At 55.4% G+C, this 18,610-nt stretch carries 13 protein-coding genes; 6 read left to right on the plus strand and 7 right to left on the minus strand.

Features of this window, described 5'->3' with window-relative positions; translation table 11 throughout:
• Window positions 1-19: 19 nt before the first annotated feature.
• The 3 genes from CJD38_RS02830 to clpB form a co-directional block, all read right to left on the minus strand.
• Window positions 20-610 carry an ABC transporter substrate-binding protein gene (locus tag CJD38_RS02830; RefSeq protein ID WP_107938763.1) on the minus strand — a complete coding sequence of 197 codons (591 nt, stop codon included), beginning with the start codon at window positions 608-610 and terminating at the stop codon, window positions 20-22.
• 18 nt (window positions 611-628) lie between these two features.
• Window positions 629-3,256 (minus strand): MMPL family transporter, encoded by a 2,628-nt coding sequence (locus CJD38_RS02835; protein WP_161554140.1) that lies wholly within the window; start codon window positions 3,254-3,256, stop codon window positions 629-631.
• Window positions 3,257-3,363: 107 nt separating this feature from the next.
• Window positions 3,364-5,961: an ATP-dependent chaperone ClpB gene (gene clpB / locus CJD38_RS02840; protein WP_107939013.1), complete on the minus strand. Its 2,598-nt coding sequence runs from the start codon at window positions 5,959-5,961 to the stop codon at window positions 3,364-3,366.
• A gap of 164 nt (window positions 5,962-6,125) precedes the next feature.
• On the opposite strand from clpB, the gene CJD38_RS02845 reads away from it, so the two are divergent.
• From CJD38_RS02845 to CJD38_RS02865, 5 genes are all read left to right on the plus strand, one after another.
• Window positions 6,126-7,913, plus strand: a complete 1,788-nt coding sequence (locus tag CJD38_RS02845) for a vWA domain-containing protein (RefSeq protein WP_240783507.1) — start codon at window positions 6,126-6,128, stop codon at window positions 7,911-7,913.
• Between the two features lie 71 nt (window positions 7,914-7,984).
• Complete coding sequence (locus CJD38_RS02850; protein WP_107938766.1) at window positions 7,985-8,542, plus strand: RNA polymerase sigma factor; 558 nt, start codon at window positions 7,985-7,987, stop codon at window positions 8,540-8,542.
• Window positions 8,529-9,539 carry a hypothetical protein gene (locus tag CJD38_RS02855; protein ID WP_107938767.1) on the plus strand — a complete coding sequence of 337 codons (1,011 nt, stop codon included), beginning with the start codon at window positions 8,529-8,531 and terminating at the stop codon, window positions 9,537-9,539. The genes CJD38_RS02850 and CJD38_RS02855 overlap by 14 nt, the downstream gene beginning before the upstream one ends.
• A 237-nt stretch (window positions 9,540-9,776) precedes the next feature.
• Window positions 9,777-10,361 (plus strand): HNH endonuclease, encoded by a 585-nt coding sequence (locus CJD38_RS02860; protein ID WP_107938768.1) that lies wholly within the window; start codon window positions 9,777-9,779, stop codon window positions 10,359-10,361.
• 117 nt (window positions 10,362-10,478) lie between these two features.
• Window positions 10,479-11,291, plus strand: coding sequence for a hypothetical protein (locus CJD38_RS02865; RefSeq protein ID WP_107938769.1), 813 nt, complete (start codon window positions 10,479-10,481; stop codon window positions 11,289-11,291).
• Between the two features lie 107 nt (window positions 11,292-11,398).
• Here CJD38_RS02865 and CJD38_RS02870 read toward each other — a convergent pair whose 3' ends face one another.
• Both CJD38_RS02870 and CJD38_RS02875 read right to left on the minus strand, forming a co-directional pair.
• Window positions 11,399-12,475 (minus strand): glycosyltransferase family 4 protein, encoded by a 1,077-nt coding sequence (locus tag CJD38_RS02870; protein WP_240783519.1) that lies wholly within the window; start codon window positions 12,473-12,475, stop codon window positions 11,399-11,401.
• A 169-nt stretch (window positions 12,476-12,644) separates the two neighbouring features.
• Window positions 12,645-14,054 carry a WS/DGAT/MGAT family O-acyltransferase gene (locus tag CJD38_RS02875; protein ID WP_107938771.1) on the minus strand — a complete coding sequence of 470 codons (1,410 nt, stop codon included), beginning with the start codon at window positions 14,052-14,054 and terminating at the stop codon, window positions 12,645-12,647.
• Window positions 14,055-14,247: 193 nt separating this feature from the next.
• On the opposite strand from CJD38_RS02875, the gene CJD38_RS02880 reads away from it, so the two are divergent.
• Window positions 14,248-15,066 (plus strand): LOG family protein, encoded by an 819-nt coding sequence (locus tag CJD38_RS02880; RefSeq protein WP_107938772.1) that lies wholly within the window; start codon window positions 14,248-14,250, stop codon window positions 15,064-15,066.
• On the opposite strand, the gene CJD38_RS02885 is transcribed toward CJD38_RS02880, so the two are convergent.
• Together CJD38_RS02885 and CJD38_RS02890 are read right to left on the minus strand one after the other, a co-directional pair.
• Window positions 15,063-15,308 (minus strand): hypothetical protein, encoded by a 246-nt coding sequence (locus CJD38_RS02885; RefSeq protein WP_107938773.1) that lies wholly within the window; start codon window positions 15,306-15,308, stop codon window positions 15,063-15,065. The two genes, CJD38_RS02880 and CJD38_RS02885, sit on opposite strands and share 4 nt — an antisense overlap.
• Window positions 15,309-15,422: 114 nt before the next feature.
• A complete protein-coding gene (locus CJD38_RS02890) occupies window positions 15,423-18,590 on the minus strand; it encodes an efflux RND transporter permease subunit (protein WP_107938774.1) in 3,168 nt (1,055 codons plus the stop codon).
• Window positions 18,591-18,610: the final 20 nt, after the last annotated feature.

Genomic DNA, 18,610 nt, shown 5'->3' on the forward strand with positions numbered 1-18,610 from the left:
TTGCAGTCAGAGCGCACAACTAGCAGCTGGCTTTAAGCTTGGCCGTTTGTTCTTTAATTTGTTTGATCAGGCCATCAAAACCCTGATCTTTGAAAATCTTGTCGTACTGTGCCGAGCGCAGCGCCAGATCGCTCACACCTTCAGCAATCACATTGATCGTACGCCAGCCAGCCGGCGTCTCGCGAAGGATGTATTCAAAATGAACTGAATCATCAGACGGCAGATTCAACGCAGCGCGGACGGCGCGCATTTTGCCGTTATCTTGCGTGTCCAGTGTGGTGAACTTTTCGCCGTTGAATTTGGTGAACTGAGCGGCGTAGGTGCTGATCACCATGTCTCGCAGGGTCGCGGTGAATTCGTTTTGTTGTGCAGTGCTCAGCGTGCGCCATTGGCGGCGCAATACGTGCTGCGCCAGAAACGGCATATCAAAGGTGTTATCGACGGCCGGATTTAGGCGTTGCCCGCGATCCTTGCAGCTGTAGGACGCGCCATGTTTCATGTTGTCGAGCAGCACCGCATGGAAGGTGGTGACGGTGTCAGCAGGCGACAATGCGGCATAGGCCGTCGGCATGCCGATGACAAATAAAAACAGTGCAAAAAATCTCAGCATTTCTGGACTCTTGATCTATTAGTTCTGCTTTTCGGGAACGCTTTTATGGGGCGTTTTCACGAGCAGCGAGGGTAGCACAAGGAAGGTGCAGGCCAAGTAGAGCAGCAGGCCTACAGTGAGTAGCAAACCCATGCTAAACATGCCGCGGTGGACCGACAGCATCAACGAGGCAAAGCTGGTCAAAGTGGTGAGTGCCGAGATCGCAACGGCAGCGCCAGTGCTGGTCATTACAGGGTTGCTTTCATCCGCTGTGGCATTGCGCGCGCGCCACAGAATCACGATGCCGATATCGACGCCGATGCCGAGCAGCAAAGGCAGGGCAATGACGTTGGCGAAATTGAGCTGCAGATTAATCACGACCGATACCGCAGCCAGTAACAGCGAACCAAGAACCAAAGGCACCAGCGTGCGGATGGTGTCTTTAAAGCTCCGCAGCAATACCAGCAGCAGAATCGTAATCAGGATGAATGCGCCAGTGAAGGCTTGTGCGAATGCGCCCATCACCGTGCGCGCGCCAGCAACGTAGGCGACAGGTGCGCCAGTGGATTGTGGTGCGACGGTCTGCACCGCATCGGCAAAACGAATCAGTGCTTCATCTTCGTTAACATTTTCTTTAGGTGAAATATCGAGACGATATTGGCCGTCGGCGGAGACCCACTGACGGCGAAGATCGGCAGGCAGATCAGCTAGTGTCACGGGCGTTGCAGAAAGCGAGTTATGCAGGCGACGCATCAACTTTGGCATTGCACCGAGCAGAGCATCGCTGAGCAGACTCAGACGTGTTGTTTGCTCAACTATAGGTGCCGCGGCAGTTTTCTTTAGCCATGTATCTAGCGTGTCAGCGAGATGTGTGGCCGCAGCTTTAGTAGAAGCATCTCCACCATAACCGCGTGCTGCATCGCGCAGCGCAGTAATAGCGGCGATATCGCGTACCGGATCAACCGGCTTGAGTTCAAGATTTTCAGGAACACTTACGCCAAGTGAAAGGTTCAGCGAATCCAGCGTCATCAATTTATCGTCCTGCTGTGCAGGAACAAAACTTTCGAGACTCAGCACGCGACCGACTTCAGGCAATGCGTTAAGTTTCTTGCTGAGCTGCGCAGCTTGCTCAGCGGATGGCGCAAGCAGCGATGCACTGAGCGGCGATTCAGGACCTTTGGCGAGATCTTCGAAAACCTCCAGCGATTCGGTATGCGGCGGCTTCAAGTGCATTGGGTTGTAGTCGAACCTGACCCAAGGCAGCGTAGCGAGACCGATGAGCGCCAAGACCAATGCCGTGCGACGTGTGCCACGCGGATGGCGAATTGGCAGATTGCCGAGCCAAGTCAGCGCCTGCGGCAAAGGTGTTGGCTTGGTGCTATCTGCTTTTGGTGGCCACTTCTCAATGAGTGCGGGCAGTAGCGTGAGGCTGGTGAACAAGCCAATCAAAATGCCGGTGCCTGCAATCACGCCGAGTTCGGCAACACCGCGATAGCTGGTTGGAATAAAGGCGTAGAAACCGACGAGTGTTGCTAGTGCGCACAGCACGAGGGCTTCACCAAACTTGCCGCCTGTTTCTGTCAGCGCGTTGTGACTGGAGAGACCACCCGCAACCAACTCGCGATAACGCATACCGAATTGCACGCCGTAGTCGATGGCGATGCCGATGTAGAGCGTGGCGAATGCAATCGAGATGAGATTGAGGCGGCCAACACCAATCACTGCAAAACCTGCGGTGAGTATCAGGCCGCTGATCAATGCGACAAGGCAAGACAACACCAGATTGAGCGAGCGCAAACCGGCGTAGAGAAAACCGGCGACGAGAATGAGCGAGGCGAGGCCGGACAGGATTGCGCCATCGAAGGCTGCATCCATTTCATCCAACCACATCGGAATTGAGCCGGTGAGGCGTACGCGCACACCGTGTGCGGCGTCGAGTTGCAGGCTGGCAATCGTGCTGCGAACTTTGAGTACGGCTGCGCGATCTTCGATTTTGTCGCTCGGCTTGATCATCAAGAAGCGTTTGCCGCCAGACAGGTCCACTGGCATCACCAAGGATTGCCAGGACAGGGGCAGGTTTTGGCCTGCGTCTGCAGCGTTGACGGTTTTAGAGATCGGATCGGTGATTGTTGATAGTTCAAATGGTAGCGATGCGCCCGGCTGCGTCATCGCTTGCTGCAGCAAGCCAAACAAGCCAGCGAGACTTGGGTCTGCAGTGAGGCGACCCAAGAAGGGCTGTGCGGTTTCGAGCGCAGTGCTTAGACCATCAAGTTGTTCAGCGTCGAGGTACAGCAGCGCGTTGCGCTCGAAAAACTCACCGCTGCCAAGTGAGAAAACTTTTGCGAACTCAGGCTGTGCGGCGAGCGTGGCACTAAGGCGTTGTAGCGCGTCGTCGGCTTGTTCTGGCGCTGCCTCAATAACGGCAACGATTGTCTTATCGGAATCAGGAAATGCCTTGCTATAGGCCGCTTCGGCTTTGCGCCAAGGCAGATCGGGTGAGAGCAGGGATGAAGGATCCGCATCAACTTGCAGATGCGTTGCCGCATACCAACCGGCCCCACCAGTCAGCACTGCGAAAGCGATGACGACGGCCCCCGCGTTGCGCTGAACAGCGAGCGTCCAGGCGGTGAGGACGCGGGTGACAATGGCGGCTGTGTGCGAGCTCATGGGCGGGCGGTTCGAAAGAATGCCGCGCATTCTAAAGGACTGCGCCCGGGCTGGGGCTTTAGGGGCACTTTTACCCCCTCCCACCGTTTGTGGGAGGGGATTAAGGCTTAGTTTTTACGCTTAAATTGCAACAGCCCATCCACAGCTTCAACCAGCACGTGATCGCCATTGGCGAACTGGCCATCGAGCACGCTGCGGGCGAGTGGGTTCTCGACCAAGGTCTGCACCGAGCGCTTGAGTGGGCGCGCCCCGTAGACCGGATCAAAGCCCGCTTCCGCAAGCAGATCCAATGCCGCTTCGCTGAACTCGATACCAATGCCGCGCTCGGCCAAACGTTTGACCACACGCTGCACTTGAATCGCGGCGATGCTGCGAATCTGCGCGCTGCCGAGTGGATGGAACACCACGGCTTCGTCGATGCGATTGATGAACTCGGGGCGGAAGTGACTGCCGACAATGCCCATCACCGCTTCTTTGATCGCCGCATAATCGCCGCGCGTGGTTTGGTTGCTCATCATTTCTTGAATGACTTGCGAGCCGAGATTGGAGGTCATCACCACAACGGTGTTACGGAAGTCGACAGTGCGGCCTTGGCCGTCGGTGAGACGACCATCGTCCAGCACTTGAAGCAGTACGTTGAAGACATCGTGATGCGCCTTCTCGACTTCATCTAGCAGGATCACGGAGTAGGGGCGACGACGCACAGCTTCAGTGAGCATGCCGCCTTCTTCATAACCGACATAGCCCGGCGGCGCGCCGATCAAGCGCGCAACGCTGTGGCGCTCCATGAACTCGCTCATGTCGATGCGCACCATCGCGTCCTCGGTATCGAACATGAAGTTCGCCAAGGCTTTGCACAACTCGGTTTTACCAACGCCGGTAGGGCCGAGGAACATAAAGGAACCAATCGGGCGATTGGGATCGCTCAAGCCTGCGCGCGAGCGACGGATGGCATTTGACACCGCAATAACGGCTTCGTCTTGACCGATGACGCGCGTATGCAGCGCATCTTCCATGCGCAGCAATTTATCGCGTTCGCCTTCGAGGAGTTTGCTGACGGGGATGCCGGTCCAGCGTGCAACAACGTCGGCAATTTCTTCGTCGCCCACGCTGGTGCGCAGCAACTCGAATTTCTTCGGCGCGCTGCCGGTAGCACTGGCCGCAGCTAAGCGCTTTTCCAGCTCTGGAATTTTTCCGTACTGCAATTCAGCCGCGCGCTGCAGATCACCAGCACGACGTGCGGTGTCCATGTCCATGCGTGCGCGCTCAAGTTCTTCTTTGGCGCCTGCGTTGCCAGCAACAGACGCTTTCTCGGCTTTCCATTTTTCTTCGAGATCGGAGGCTTCGCGTTCAAGTTTCTTGATGTCTTCTTCAAGCGCAGCGAGTGAACGCTTGGCGCCGTCGTCATCTTCTTTCTTCAGCGCTTCGCGCTCGATCTTGAGCTGAATCAGGCGACGGTCGAGACGATCCAGCACTTCCGGCTTGGAGTCGATCTCAATGCGAATGCGTGATGCGGCTTCATCTATCAAGTCGATAGCCTTGTCCGGCAGATTGCGATCGGTGATGTAGCGATGCGACAGCTTTGCAGCAGCGATCAAGGCGCCGTCGGTTATGTCGACCTTGTGATGAACTTCGTAACGTTCCTTGAGGCCACGCAAAATCGCGATGGTGTCTTCCACGCTTGGTTCGCCCACGAGCACTTTCTGGAAGCGACGTTCCAGCGCAGCATCTTTCTCGATGTATTTTCGGTATTCGTCCAGCGTCGTCGCGCCCACGCAATGCAGTTCACCGCGTGCGAGCGCGGGCTTGAGCATATTGCCCGCATCCATTGCGCCTTCGGCTTTGCCTGCGCCGACCAGCGTGTGGATTTCGTCAATGAACAGAATGACCTTGCCTTCCTGCTTGGCCAGGTCGCTGAGCACGGCTTTCAAGCGCTCTTCAAACTCGCCACGGAATTTGGCGCCTGCGATGAGGCTACCCAGATCAAGCGTGAGTACGCGTTTGTTCTTCAGCGACTCGGGCACTTCGCTATTAATGATGCGCTGTGCAAGGCCTTCGACGATGGCGGTTTTACCCACGCCCGGTTCGCCGATCAACACCGGATTGTTCTTGGTGCGGCGACTCAGCACTTGAATGACGCGGCGGATTTCTTCGTCGCGACCAATCACGGGATCGAGCTTGCCCGAAGCAGCACGTGCTGTGAGATCGATGGTGTATTTGTCGAGTGACTGACGCTGATCTTCTGCGCCAGCAGAGTCCGCTTTCTGACCGCCGCGGACTTGATTGATAGCTTCTTCCAGCATTGGCTTGCGTGCGCCAGCGGCTTTCAGCGCTTCGCCCACGCCGGTTTTGTCGTCGAGTGCGGCTAGCACGAACAACTCAGTCGTCGTGAACTGATCGCCTCGCTGTTGTGCAGCTTTTTCAGCCAGATTGAGCAAGCGACCTAAATCGCCGCCGACATTGATCTGACCGTTGTTGTCGCCCAAGCGGGGTTGGCGCTCAAGCACCTGCGTTAGCTTGCTGCGCAGCAAGTCCACTTTAACGCCCGCATTCTGTAGCAAGGGCAGGGTGGAGCCATCGCCCTGATCCAGCAGTGCCTGCATCAAATGCACCGGCTCAATCGCTGGATTATCGCGGCCCACGGCGAGGCTCTGCGCTTCTGACAGCGCTTGCTGAAAACGACTCGTGAGTTTGTCCATACGCATAAAAGTCATCCAATCCGTCAATCTTGATGCTTATAAAGTGCGGCTGGTGGCCAGAATTTCAAGTCGGTTCAGGCGCCAAAGCCGCCGCCAAAATATATTTCCAACAACTTAACCCCATTCGGCCGCGAGCGCCGTTTATGGATAGACCAACCCCGGAGCTATCCATGAAGAACCCTCAAAACCTGCCTCGTTTCCGCCTGACCTTAATGGCCGCTGCCATTGTTTTTGCTGCCGCCTGTGGCACCACCGCGCCGACTTCCAAGGAAGATTCGGCGACTGTTGTGCCTAAACCTGCGCCGCCGCCAGTGACCAATGTGGTCGTGGAAAGCGAAATCAAGAATGAACCGCAGTTTGCGCCATCACTGTTGGCTGGCGCACAAGACGCGGTGATGCAGCGAGAGCGTCGCGACTATGCAGCCAAGGCCGCTGCGCCATCGATGGCGATGGGCATGATGACGCGTGAGGCCTATGTGATGCCGATGCCTCAGCCGCAGGATCGCGAGGCTTATGCGCATTTGAGCGATAACCCCATCCATCGCGCAGCCGAGCAACCGGTGTCGACGTTTAGCATTGATGTGGATACGGGCAGCTACGCGAATGTTCGCCGCTTCTTGAATGAAGGTCGTTTGCCGCCAACGGATGCCGTGCGTGTTGAAGAGTTGATCAATTACTTCGATCTGGCAGGCGCAGCGCCGAACAACCGCGAAACACCGTTCTCAGTGCAGACCGAATTGGCTCCAACACCATGGAATACCAAAACCAAACTGCTGCGCGTTGGTATCAAAGGGTATCTGCCGCAGGGCCCGTTGCCCCCATCTAACTTGGTGTTCCTGGTCGATGTTTCTGGCTCGATGCAAGACAGCAACAAACTTCCGCTGGTGAAATCCGCGCTGAAGTTGCTGACGCGTCAGCTCAAAGCAAATGACCGCATCAGCCTTGTGACCTACGCGGGCAATACCGCTGTGGTGCTGGAGCCAACCTCTGGCGATCAGAAATCCACCATCGAGCAAGCAATTGATCGTCTCGATGCCGGTGGTTCTACCAATGGTGCTGGCGGCATTCAGCTGGCTTACCAGCAGGCTGAAAAAGCATTTATCAAAAATGGTAACAACCGCATTCTGCTGGCGACCGACGGCGACTTTAATGTCGGTGTTACGCGCTTTGAATCGTTGATCGACATGGTCAAAGAAAAACGGAAGACTGGTGTTGCGCTCACGACGCTGGGCTTTGGCACAGGCAACTACAACGATCAGTTGATGGAGCAGGTGGCGGATGCAGGTGATGGCAACTACAGCTATATCGACAGTCTGCAAGAAGCGCAGAAAGTGTTAGTGGCGCAGAGCGCTGCAACGCTGTTGACGATTGCCAAGGACGTGAAGATTCAAGTCGAGTTCAATCCTGCGCAGGTTTCTGAATATCGTTTGATTGGCTACGAAAACCGCGCGCTGAAGCGTGAAGACTTCAACAACGACAAGGTCGATGCTGGTGAAATTGGCGCAGGCCATGCAGTGACAGCGCTTTACGAAATCTTGTTGAGCGGCGAAGGCGGCGACAGCGTTGATCCTCTGCGCTATAGCAAGAAGTCCAGCTTTGCAGCGCCGGGTGTTGGTCAGTCTGGTGAAGTCGCATTTGTGCGCCTGCGTTACAAGCGCCCGAATGAATCGACCAGCCGTTTGATCGAAGAGCCGGTGCGTCGCGAACAAGCGCGCAACAGTATCGCAGCGGCAAGTGAGTCACTGCGCCTTGGTGCTGCGGTTGCAGCCTTTGGCCAAAAGCTCAAAGGCGGCACGTACACCGGCAACTACGGCTATAACGAAATTGCGACCTTGGCCAAAGGCGCGCAGGCCGTTGATAACAGCAACTCTGTTGGTGAATTCGTGCGCTTGGTCGGTTTGGCGCAGAGCCTGAGTGCGCAGGTGAGCGTTGCGCCAACACCGCAAATGATCGAGTGAGCTAAAAGTATTTAGGAATATATGTGTTGCAGGCTCTAGCCGTAAGCTGCAGAGTTGTGGATCATCGGGGAATGTCTGTCCCCGATGATCCACACACTGACGAAAGCTTGATGCTGCGATACGCAGCAGGCGAGGCGTCTGCGTTCGCGACTTTGTATGCGCGACACAAGGATGGTGTTTGGCGTTATCTGTTGCGTGGCTGTCGCAACGAAGCGCTCGCTGCAGAGTTGTCGCAAGAGGTTTGGGCCAGCGTGATCAAGGTGCGCAACATCTATGAGCCGCGCGCGCGTTTTGCTACTTGGCTTTATCGTCTGGCGCACAATCGTTTGGTGGATCACTGGCGCGCTGAGCGTCCGCAAGAAGAGTTGGATGTTGCTGCCGAAGTGGCTGCGCCGGAACATCACACGCCCGCAGCTCGTGCGACGCAAGCCGAGCAGGGCAGTCGCTTGATGCAAGCGCTGGATGCTTTGTCGATTGAGCAGCGCGAAGCATTTTTATTGCAGGCCGAAGGTGGCTTGTCGCTGGAAGAAATTGCTAGCACTCAAGGTGTAGGTCGCGAAACCGTTAAGTCGCGCTTGCGTTATGCGCTCGCCAAACTCAGAGGAGAACTTGCTGATGTCTGGCCCTGAACAAACCCCGCAAAAACCCGACGATCGCGAGCTGGAAGATTTTCTCGCCGGTCGCGGCAAGGTGCGCGAGGTGTATCGCGCCAACGCACAAGAACAATCGCCTACGGCTGTGGACGAAGCCATTCTGCGGATGAGTGAACAAGCGCTTGCAGCGCCTGTTGTTGTTGTTGCCAAAAAACCACGTGCGTTGCGGCCTTGGAACACTTCACTCGCTGCAGCGGCGGTGTTGGTGCTGTCCTTGGGCGTGTTTCTGCAAGTGCGCCAGGATCCTGTTGCTGAGCGCGCTGTTTTTGCGCCAGCTGCCAATGAAGCGACGCAAGATCTTGCTGCTGCTCAGCCAGAACTTGCTCCGACGCAAGCACAACCGCAGTCGCCAGCCGCAACCCAAATGGCGCAGGCACGTGCCAAAGCGGATCAAGCACAGCGGCAAAGAAGTGAGATGAAGAGTGAGATGAAAAAAGAAATGGCAGCAGCCAGTGCTGCCATCGCGATGGCTGCGCCTGCAGCAGAACCGATAATCGCCGCAGCGCCGGAGGTTCAAGCAGATGTGGCGCCGCCATCAAGACGTGATGCGGAGTTGGCATCAAAGTCATCAGCAGAATCCGAAGCGCAAAATTTCGTACTGCAAGATGCAGCGCCAGCTAAACCTGCGCCTGCACCAGCGCCACCTCCGATGGCGATGTCCAAGGCTGTGCGATCCGCGCCAGAAGGGCGCATGGCAGCGGCGGGGGCATCCATTGCGCCAGCGACTGCAGAGACGCAAATCGATCACTGGCTGCAAAGCTGTTCCAGCGATTTGGCGCTGAGCCGCGACGATAGCGGCATGTTCAAAACGCCGCAGCAGTGGCATGGCTTATCTGTGATCGGCTTGAGTGATGGCGCGCTGATCTTTGCGCCCGGTGTGTCACGAGAAGCAATTCTTGCTCAGCACGGCAAGGCGGAATGCCTCAGCGCTCCTCAAAAAGACCAGGGATTGCGCCTGCGTTGCGGCTGCTAATCGGGGCTCATTTCCCCGCGTTCGGCCGCACGCTTTGGATTTCCGGAGTATTGTTCGCTGGTCAAAAAATGACCGGCAAGCTTTTGGGGCTCGATTTAATGGTCCATCGAAACTTGCCTTGTTTGAAGTTTGAGTATAGTTTTCACATTAGTTAAATATTTATCACATACCATGCTACTGAAGATGGCCTTGCGGGAGGCGTTAAAAACCCGCTGAATTTTGAAGTGAGAAGGAGTTATGGAGAGCATTCCTGCAATTCTGAAACTCGATGCCGGTGGTCTACCGGTTTCCTGGATCCGCTGGCAAACAGCGGTCACTCTTTACAGCCGCGAGCGTGTTCGCTGGGTGGCGGGTGAAGGGCGCTTTACGATCTACGGCGGCATTTGTGCTCGCACGGGTGAACGCAGCTCTATCGAAATCGGCTCGATCATCGCCGTCGCTGACAAATCCAAACGGTATGAACGCAGCACGCCGCTGCTGACCAATCGCACGCTGTTCCAGCGCGATCGCAATCTCTGCCTCTATTGCGGCTCATCGTTCCCGATCTCACAGCTGACGCGTGACCATGTGTATCCCGCTTCGCGCGGTGGCCAGAGCGTTTGGGAAAACTGCGTGAGTGCCTGTCGCGAATGCAATCAACGCAAGGACGATCGCACGCCAGAAGAATCCGGCATGAAACTCTTGGCGGTGCCGTACACGCCCAATCTTGCGGAATATCTGATTTTGCAGAACCGTCGCATCCTCGCTGACCAAATGGAATTTTTGCAGGCGTATGCACGTAAGCACCCCAAACAGGGGCGCGCCAGACTGCGTTCGGCTTAGGCAAAAAAACTCCTAGGTAGCAGCCGTTTTTACACGGCTTCTACCTGTGTATAGAATCGTTGTTGCTTCAACTATTAAAACTACGATTCAACGCTAAATCTTGGGAGTGGGTCTTCGATGTTTATCAAACTGAGCAATGCGATTGCTTTGGCTGTGGCCATTGCACTAGCGGGTGGCTGTGCCACCAACGATGGTTACCATAAAGCGTTTGCGGCTGAGTCTGCGATCAAGGGCAACCATCAAACTTTTGCAGCGCCTCTAGATCAAACTTTCCGTGCAGTAAAAATAACGCTGATTCGTCAGGGTTTCACGATGGAAAGCGCGGATCCCAGTTCCGGCTTGATCAAAGCGACCCGCAATTTTCAGGATCCTGTGGAAAAAGACGTGTCGTACAACATCGTCGCCACGGCTGATGTGAACGCAGAAGACGAGAACAGCATCGTGACCATCGCCGCGAGCCAGCAGACTATTCTGCATCGCGAATGGCACACCTGGTGGAAGTTGCTCTGGATTATTCCGATCTTCCCTACGGGTACGGAGTATCAGACTGTTGTGACGAAAGAGGGCAACGTCACCGATGCTGCCTTCTATAAGGATTTCTTTGCTTCTGTAAGCACGGCAGTGGATGCGAGTATTGCTGCGGCAAAGGCCAAGGCCTTGAAGCTTGCTGCGGAGAAGGCAGAAGCCGATGCGGCCGCCGCCGCAGCTGTTAAAGCAGCAGCAGAAGCAAAAGCAGTTGCAGAGGCAGCAGCTAAGGCAGCAGCAGAATCCGCAGCAGAATCCGCAGCAGAGCCAGTGGCTCCCACAAGTGATGCAACGCAGCCTGTAGCGCCTGTAGTTGAAGGCGTCAGTGCTTCACCCGTTGTGACACCGGCGCAAGTTGATTCGACCCCGGCAGCGAGTGCTCCTGCTCCTGCGGCAGCACCCTAAATCAATCGGAGGCTGTTTCTGATCGAAACAGCCTCCGGTTTATTGGGAAGAAGCAAACGTCGTTTGCGCGCTTAAGTAAGCTGATCTAAAAAATCAGCTCGGTTTGATTAGGTGGTTTTTTCTTTGGCAACGTCGCGTTGAATGTCGACTATCGCCGTTAACAAGGCAGATTCAATTTCCATCGCAATCTGCTCGGGCATATATCGCTGCAAACCAACATAAGCGGCTTCTCGGATTTTGCCGATTTGATCGCGCTGCCTGTAAGTTTTTAAGAGCGCTTCGGCAAGCGATTCGGGATCATCGCTACGAAACAGAACGCCGTTGACGCCATCAGTAATCATCTCTGCTAAGCCGCCAACCGCTGACGCGATTACCGGCACGCCATATGCAAACCCCTCCAAGGCAACCAGCCCAAAAGGTTCGTCGCGAGATGGAATGCATATCCAATCAACATCAGCATAGAAAGTGCTGGAGTCTGAGACCCAGCCAGCAAAGCTAACGTGTGCATCTAGCTTTAGTGAATGACAAAGCTTTTGGAGATCTGCTCTCAGAGGGCCATCGCCACCGATGATGGCTTCTGCTTGTAGTCCGCGATCGAGTGCGATACGGAAGCCGCGCAGAAATATATCAACCCCTTTTTTGCTGACTAAGCGGGATAGCGTGCCGATTCTTAAAATTCGGTCGGTCGTGGTTTGCTGGCGTTGCGGTACGTTGGATGCGCACAAGGGCAAGCAATTGGGAATGACGTGCATGTTCGCTGGAGAGAATCCGCGCGCTGCAAATAACTTGCGTAAATGTTCGCAGAGCACAATCAAATGTGTCGCCTTCATTAGCCGCGGGCTTTCGTTGTGCGTGACTGCGACTAATGGCACTTGTTGCGGGCGTAGTTGACTGAGTCGACTGGTGACCTTGGCACCGTGCGCAACGATAATATCTGGGCCGATCTGCTTGACTAGTCGGCGCAGTGCCCACGGAAATAGCATGCGATGCAAGCCGCTGGCAGGGCAAATATGCAAGATGATCGTGCCATTGCTCTGTGCCGCCAGCTTGTTCAATTCTTCAGCGTAGCCAGCGTGATCAAGGATGACGCAATGAACAATATGCCCGCGACGCGCAAGCAATTCAGCGTGATCGAAGAAGACTCGTTCGAGTCCGCCACGGCCACGCGAAAACATGACTTGCATGATTTTCAATGGTCCAACTCCCTCGTGAAAAGCACTCTCTAGCTACCTGATGCTTTGGCAATTTTTATCTGCTCTTATTCTAGAGGCTATTCGGGCCAGAGACGCAGAAAAAACGCACTAGCGCGCGAGTGCGTGTGCAGGATGGCCCGCTGTACAGCTAGAGCAGTTTCTAGGCGCGCTTCTTCTTTGGCACTTCAATCACTTCTGGTGCCAGCGTCGTTTCAAGCTCCACAATCGCCTCTTCGATATAACCCAGCAGCTTCTGCACGCGCGGCAGGTTTTTGCGGCAGGCAATGATGCCGAAGTCGATGAAATCGTGACGGCTGATCAACGTGATGTTGAGCGCAAAATCGTCGAGCACGAGTGAAGCGGGATAGATGCCATCTAGCTTGCAGCCCTGCCAATACAAGGGCCGACGCGGGCCCGGTACGTGCGAGATCACGGTGTTGGCAATGGTGTATTTGCGATCCAGCCCCGTCAGCCAAGCCAGAGCGCCCGGCGTGATCAGTGCGGCGCTGTAGGCCAACACTTGTGACGGCGTCATCTGACGGAAGCGCTCTTTGGTGTAATCCATCGAGGCTTTAACCGCGCGCAGACGATCCGCTGGATCCACGACATCGGTGGCAAGACTGGCGAGTGCGAACGCAATTTCATTGCCGCTCTCGCTATCGTCATGACGCGTGGAGACCGGCACCAAGGCGATCAATGGACGATCAGGTAGCTCGTTGAGCTCCATCAGGTAACGACGCAGCGCCGAGCCGCACAGCGCGAGTACGACATCGTTAGCAGTGGCATTGAAAGCTTTAGCGATGGCTTTTACGCGTGGCGTGGAATACGACTGCGCGGCAAAGCGACGTGAGCCGCTGACTTTCTGGTTGAGAATGCAACGTGGTGCTTGCAGGCTGGTAATGGCCTCTGGATGTTTGTTGCGCGAGTCACTCAAAGTTTGGCGCAACTGTCGCACCACAGCGGGCACAGATTTGTAGCCGGAACCTGCAAGTCGTGTCAGCGCGCTAAACGTGCCTGCGCCGGGTGTAGGAATGGGCAGCGCAGCGTGCTGCGTTTTGCGTGTGCGCACACCCCAAGGGGCAGGCATCAGGAGTGAATCTTCGACGTCGATCGACATCGATTTCATCATCAGTCGGATGCCGGCTATACCGTCCACCAATGAGTGATGAATCTTGAAATAGAGTGCGATGCGGCCGTCTTCTAGCCCTTCGATCAAATAAGCGCGCCACAGTGGATAAGCGCGATCCAGATGCTGGCTATGCACGCGCGAGACCATCGCTAATAGCTCGCGGATGCGACCGGGCTTGGGCAAGGCTAAGTGCACAAAATGGTGGGCGATATCGAAGTCTTCGTCTTCTGACCAAAACTTGATGGCTCCGCCGCCGGTCAATCGACGGTTAAAGGGCGATGCGGCGGTGGTGCAGTGTCGCAGGCGTTCAGCGAGTTGGTTGGCAAAGTCAGGTGGTGCGCCCGGCGGCGGAGTGCACAGGATCAGCGCGCCCACATGTAGGGGCTGTTGCCGCTTTTCCATCAGCAAAAAAGCGGTATCAATGGGGGTGAGTCGCTTCATGTCATTTCCTTCATGGTCAGCGTCTTCTTTTGTTAAGACTCCTAGTCCGACCCGCTATGTGCGGCTCGGTTCCGCTCTTTGTCACAGTATCGACCTCAAACATGACAAGAACTTGGCAGGTATTGTTGGTATAAGGAACGACCAAAATGACATGCCAGCCCCGTCATTCCTGACCAAAGCAAGAAGCAGGCCAATGAAAAAAAATAGTAAAACGCTTAAGGCTTACGACAACACGGAATTTCTGCACAGCGACGGCGCCCGCATGCTGCGCATCCAGACCGAATACATGGAGCCGGACCAGCGCCTGCTGCGCAAAGGCATCAAGCACACAGTAATCTTCTTTGGCTCGGCGCGTATCCAGCCGGGCGACAAACCGGGTTATTACGCTGCTGCCGCAGGCTTAGCGGAGAAACTGGCAGCCTGGACCACGCAAGAGCATGCGCCGACCGAGCGTTACCACATCTGCACCGGTGGTGGCCCCGGCATCATGCAGGCCGCCCACGAGGGCGCTGCACGTGTCGATATGAAGCTCAATGTCGGTTTGAATATTTCCTTGCCGTTTGAGCAGCACATCAATCCGAGCGTGCTGCCGGATCATGCTTTTGAGTTCCATTACTTCTTTATGCGCAAGTTCTGGTTTGTGAACTTGTCAGCGGCCGCGGTGATTTTCCCTGGCGGCTTTGGAACGTTTGATGAGTTGTTTGAGTTGCTGACGCTGACCCAGACCGGCAAATCTGCGCCGATGCCAATCGTGCTTTATGGCAAGGCGTTCTGGACCAAGGCGGTGAATTTCAAGGCGCTGGCGGATGCTGGCCTTATTTCGCGGGAAGATCTGAAGCTGTTCAAGATCGTCGATAGCATCGACGAAGCTTTCAAGATTGTCAGCAAGGGTTTGGGCAGCTCACATTCTGAACGCGCGCGTTCCGGACAGAAAGATGCTTGGCCCACAGTGAAAAAGGAAAAGGCGCTGCCGAAGAAATCGACAGCGTCTCGCGTCAAGAAGCGGGTTTAGCTGCGTCGCCCTGCGCGGCCGATGAGATCGTCGAGGAGATCGAGATCGTCGTCGACGTTGCGACGCAAATCTCGCTCTTCTTTGAGCTTCTCAACGTCGCGCCAGTCGCGAAGCTTGGCCTGAGGAACGACTGGTTCAACGATCACGACTTCTTCTTCGAGACCATCGAGGTCGTCAGAGAATTCATCGACGTTGGTTTTCGCCGGTTCTGGTTTCAGCTGTACTTTCGGTTTTCTCGCCATTGCATTCCTACAACGAAGAAGATTCAAAACGCTTTTTTGCTATTTAGCAGGCTTTTAGAACCCTGTGAAGTGGGCGACGAAAATTCCTTGTGTAAGCTTCGTTTGAGCGGGTGTTTAAGCGTGAGTCCTGCGCAAACGCGCGGCCTTGCGTTCTGCGCGGTGTTCGCGCCACATCAGCAAGGCTGGCGTCAGAATTAGTGTAATCGGCGTGGCGAAGGCGAGGCCGCCTGCAACAGCCGAAGCGAGCGGTATCCACCACATTGCCGACGGCGCGTTGTGCGTGACCAAGCGATGGATGATGTCGATGTTTAGCGCAAACGCCATCGGCAGCAAGCCCAGAATCGCCGTGCCTGCCGTCAGCAGCACCGGACGCAGACGCATCACGCCCGTACGCAAGATCGCTTCACGTGGCGGCAGGCCATTGCCGTCTGCGCGCAGATGGTTGTAGGTGTCGATCAGGATGATGTTGTTGTTGACGATAATGCCCGCCAGCGAAATCACACCCAAGCCGCTCATGACGATGCCAAACGGCTCGCGCAGCAGCATCAGGCCCAGCATCACCGCAGCCGTTGAGAACAGGGCTGCCGAGAGAATCAGCACGGTCTGATAGAAGCTGTTGAACTGCGTGACGAGGATGGCAATCATCAGGATGATTGCGAGCGTAAATGCATTGCCGAGAAACGCGGCCGCTTCAGCTTGTTCTTCCTGTTCGCCTTGAAAGCGTATGCGCACTGTGCCGTCGTTGAATCCGGCGTAAGGGTGCTTTACAAAATACTGTGTCAGCGCTTTGACTTGGCTGTCTGCCAGAACGTTGGACGCAACGTTAGCTTCAACTTTCATCACACGCCGTCCATCGACGCGACGAATCGCGTTAACCAGCGGTGCAGCGCTACGTTCGACAAAGTTAGAAGCAGGGATCAGCCCACTTGCGGTCTGGATACGTAGATTCGAGAGCTGCTGCAGATTGCGATAAGGCTCGGTGTAACGAGCACGAATATCGATTTCATCGTCCGCATCTTCAGGGCGATATTTGCCGAGCAGTACGCCATTGGTGACCAGCTGCACGGTGTTGCCGACCAGCATCACGTCAGCGCCGTACTTCGCGGCTTCAGCGCGATCAACCACCAAATGCCACTCAATGCCTGCGAGTGGGCGCGTGTCTTCGATATCGGTAAAGCCGCCAATCTTTTCCATCGCGGAGCGAATGGCGAGCGTGGCATTGCCGAGACGTTCGTTGGATTCGTTCAGTGACTCCGGCACAGGCGAGGACAATTCGATCTGAATCGGTTTGCCTTGGCTCGGGCCATTTTGTTCTTGAATAACTTCAATCACGACGCCTGGCATGCCTGCGGTGCGTTGACGTACTTCTTCAACGATTTTGTTGGCCCTGCGTCGATCTTTCCAATCTTTGAGTTCCAGCTGAATCACGCCGATGTTGTCCGCAGCAGCTTCGTGACCACCGCCGCCACCGGTGCGTGCATAGACGCTTTTGAATTCAGTCATCGGCAGCAGACGTTTTTCTGTCTCGCGCATCACTGTATCTTTTTCGTAGATCGAGAGATCGCCGCGTGCATGCACGTTGACCATGATGCTGTTCGGTTCGCTGGCCGGGAAGTACTCCACGCCAGAGCCCAAGAAGCTATACGAAGAGAAAATAACGATCAGCATCGCAATCGCGATCCAGAAAGTTTTGACGGGACGATCCACTGCCCAGGTCAGTGCGCGCAGGTAAGAACCCGTGCCGCCGCTGAGCTCACTCAGATCGCCGGTCTCGGCGATCGCGATGTGTTTCTGTTCTGCTTCCGAATGTGAATCCTTGCGGCCCCAGCGCGCGCCGAGTGCCGGGATAAAGATCAGCGCCATCACCAGCGAGGCGGTCAATGTCGCCAATAAGGTGATAGGCAAGTAGCGCATGAAACCGCCGAGCATTCCCGGCCAGAACAGCAGCGGGAAGAAAGCGGCGAGGCGCGTAGCCGTCGATGAAATGATTGGCCATGCCATGCGTTTGGTGGCGTCGCGATAAGCGGCCTCAGGCGAAAAGCCTTCGCACATTCTTCGATCGGCATATTCCGAGACGACGATGGCGTCATCCACGAGCATGCCCACTGCCATGATCAAGCTGAAGAGCACGATGATGTTGACGGTAAGACCCATGCCAGCCAGCACGAGGATGCCGATCAGGAATGAGCCCGGCACTGCAATCGCGACGAGGGACGCGGTGCGCCAGCCGAGATAACCGATGAGTACGCAGACGACGAGAATGACGGCAGTGAGTACGCCGTTCTGCAGATCGTTCAGGCCTTCTTTGATTTCCGCGGACGCGTCTTGCGAGTAATCAACCTTGATCGTTTCGGGCCAGAGCTTTTGATGTTGAGCGACCGAATCACGAACGCGCTGAATCGTTTCAATGACGTTTTCGCCGATACGCTTTTTCACTTCCAGCGTGATGGCAGTTTCGCCATTGCGACGTGCAAAGCCTTGAGGATCTTTGAATGCGCGAGTAATCGTGGCGATGTCAGAGAATTTAACAACGCGATCGCCAGAAACTTTCACCGGCAGATTCTGTACGTCTTCAACACTTTCAAGTACGCCCGGCAATTTCACTGCGAACTGGCCGTTGCTGGTTTGTAGCGTGCCTGCAGCAATCAGACGATTGTTGCGTGAAAACAGACTGAACAGTTCATTCTGTGAAATGCCATAACTGTCCATCTTCAATGGATCAATCGAAATCTCGACCATCTCTTCACGATTGCCGCCGATGTCGACTTCCAGAACACCTTTGACGCTGGCGAGATCGTCTTTGAGATTGCGTGCGACTTGCAGCAGCGTGCGCTCTGGTACAGGACCAGACAAGGTCACAACCAGAACAGGAAACAGCGCAATGTTTACTTCGTTGACGATGGGTTCTTCACTGTCGGCAGGCAGTTTTGATTTCACTTCATCGACTTTGCGGCGAACATCACGCATGGCTTTTTCTGGATTGAAGCCTGCTTCAAATTCCAAAGTGGCAGAGCCAAAACCTTGCGCCGCTTTGCCCGTCATTTTTTTCACGCCTTCAATGGAGCGCAATGCTTGCTCCAGTGGACGTGTCAGTAAGCGTTCAGCATCTTCTGGTGAGATGCCTTCGTGCATCACGGCGGTGTAGATGTAAGGAATCGGAACGTCAGGGCTCGATTCTTTAGGGATGTAGGCGTACGTAATCGCGCCAGCAACAAAAATAATTGCCAGCAACAGCAAAACTATGCGGCCGCGGTCTAGAGCGGCATCAAGAAGGGCTTTCATAAGTGCGAGCGGCTCTGGCG

Origin of the sequence: Stenotrophobium rhamnosiphilum, assembly GCF_003052265.1 — a bacterium.
Classification (GTDB): Bacteria; Pseudomonadota; Gammaproteobacteria; order Nevskiales; family Nevskiaceae; genus Stenotrophobium; species Stenotrophobium rhamnosiphilum.

Coding starts and splice junctions, on each gene's coding strand:
- CJD38_RS02830 (WP_107938763.1), bottom strand. CDS start 610: ATGCTGAGATTTTTTGCACTGTTTTTATTTGTCATCGGCATGCCGACG.
- CJD38_RS02865 (WP_107938769.1), top strand. CDS start 10,479: ATGTTTATCAAACTGAGCAATGCGATTGCTTTGGCTGTGGCCATTGCA.
- CJD38_RS02855 (WP_107938767.1), top strand. CDS start 8,529: ATGTCTGGCCCTGAACAAACCCCGCAAAAACCCGACGATCGCGAGCTG.
- CJD38_RS02860 (WP_107938768.1), top strand. CDS start 9,777: ATGGAGAGCATTCCTGCAATTCTGAAACTCGATGCCGGTGGTCTACCG.
- CJD38_RS02870 (WP_240783519.1), bottom strand. CDS start 12,475: ATGCAAGTCATGTTTTCGCGTGGCCGTGGCGGACTCGAACGAGTCTTC.
- CJD38_RS02850 (WP_107938766.1), top strand. CDS start 7,985: ATGTCTGTCCCCGATGATCCACACACTGACGAAAGCTTGATGCTGCGA.
- CJD38_RS02835 (WP_161554140.1), bottom strand. CDS start 3,256: ATGAGCTCGCACACAGCCGCCATTGTCACCCGCGTCCTCACCGCCTGG.
- CJD38_RS02890 (WP_107938774.1), bottom strand. CDS start 18,590: ATGAAAGCCCTTCTTGATGCCGCTCTAGACCGCGGCCGCATAGTTTTG.
- CJD38_RS02845 (WP_240783507.1), top strand. CDS start 6,126: ATGAAGAACCCTCAAAACCTGCCTCGTTTCCGCCTGACCTTAATGGCC.
- CJD38_RS02880 (WP_107938772.1), top strand. CDS start 14,248: ATGAAAAAAAATAGTAAAACGCTTAAGGCTTACGACAACACGGAATTT.
- clpB (WP_107939013.1), bottom strand. CDS start 5,961: ATGCGTATGGACAAACTCACGAGTCGTTTTCAGCAAGCGCTGTCAGAA.
- CJD38_RS02875 (WP_107938771.1), bottom strand. CDS start 14,054: ATGAAGCGACTCACCCCCATTGATACCGCTTTTTTGCTGATGGAAAAG.
- CJD38_RS02885 (WP_107938773.1), bottom strand. CDS start 15,308: ATGGCGAGAAAACCGAAAGTACAGCTGAAACCAGAACCGGCGAAAACC.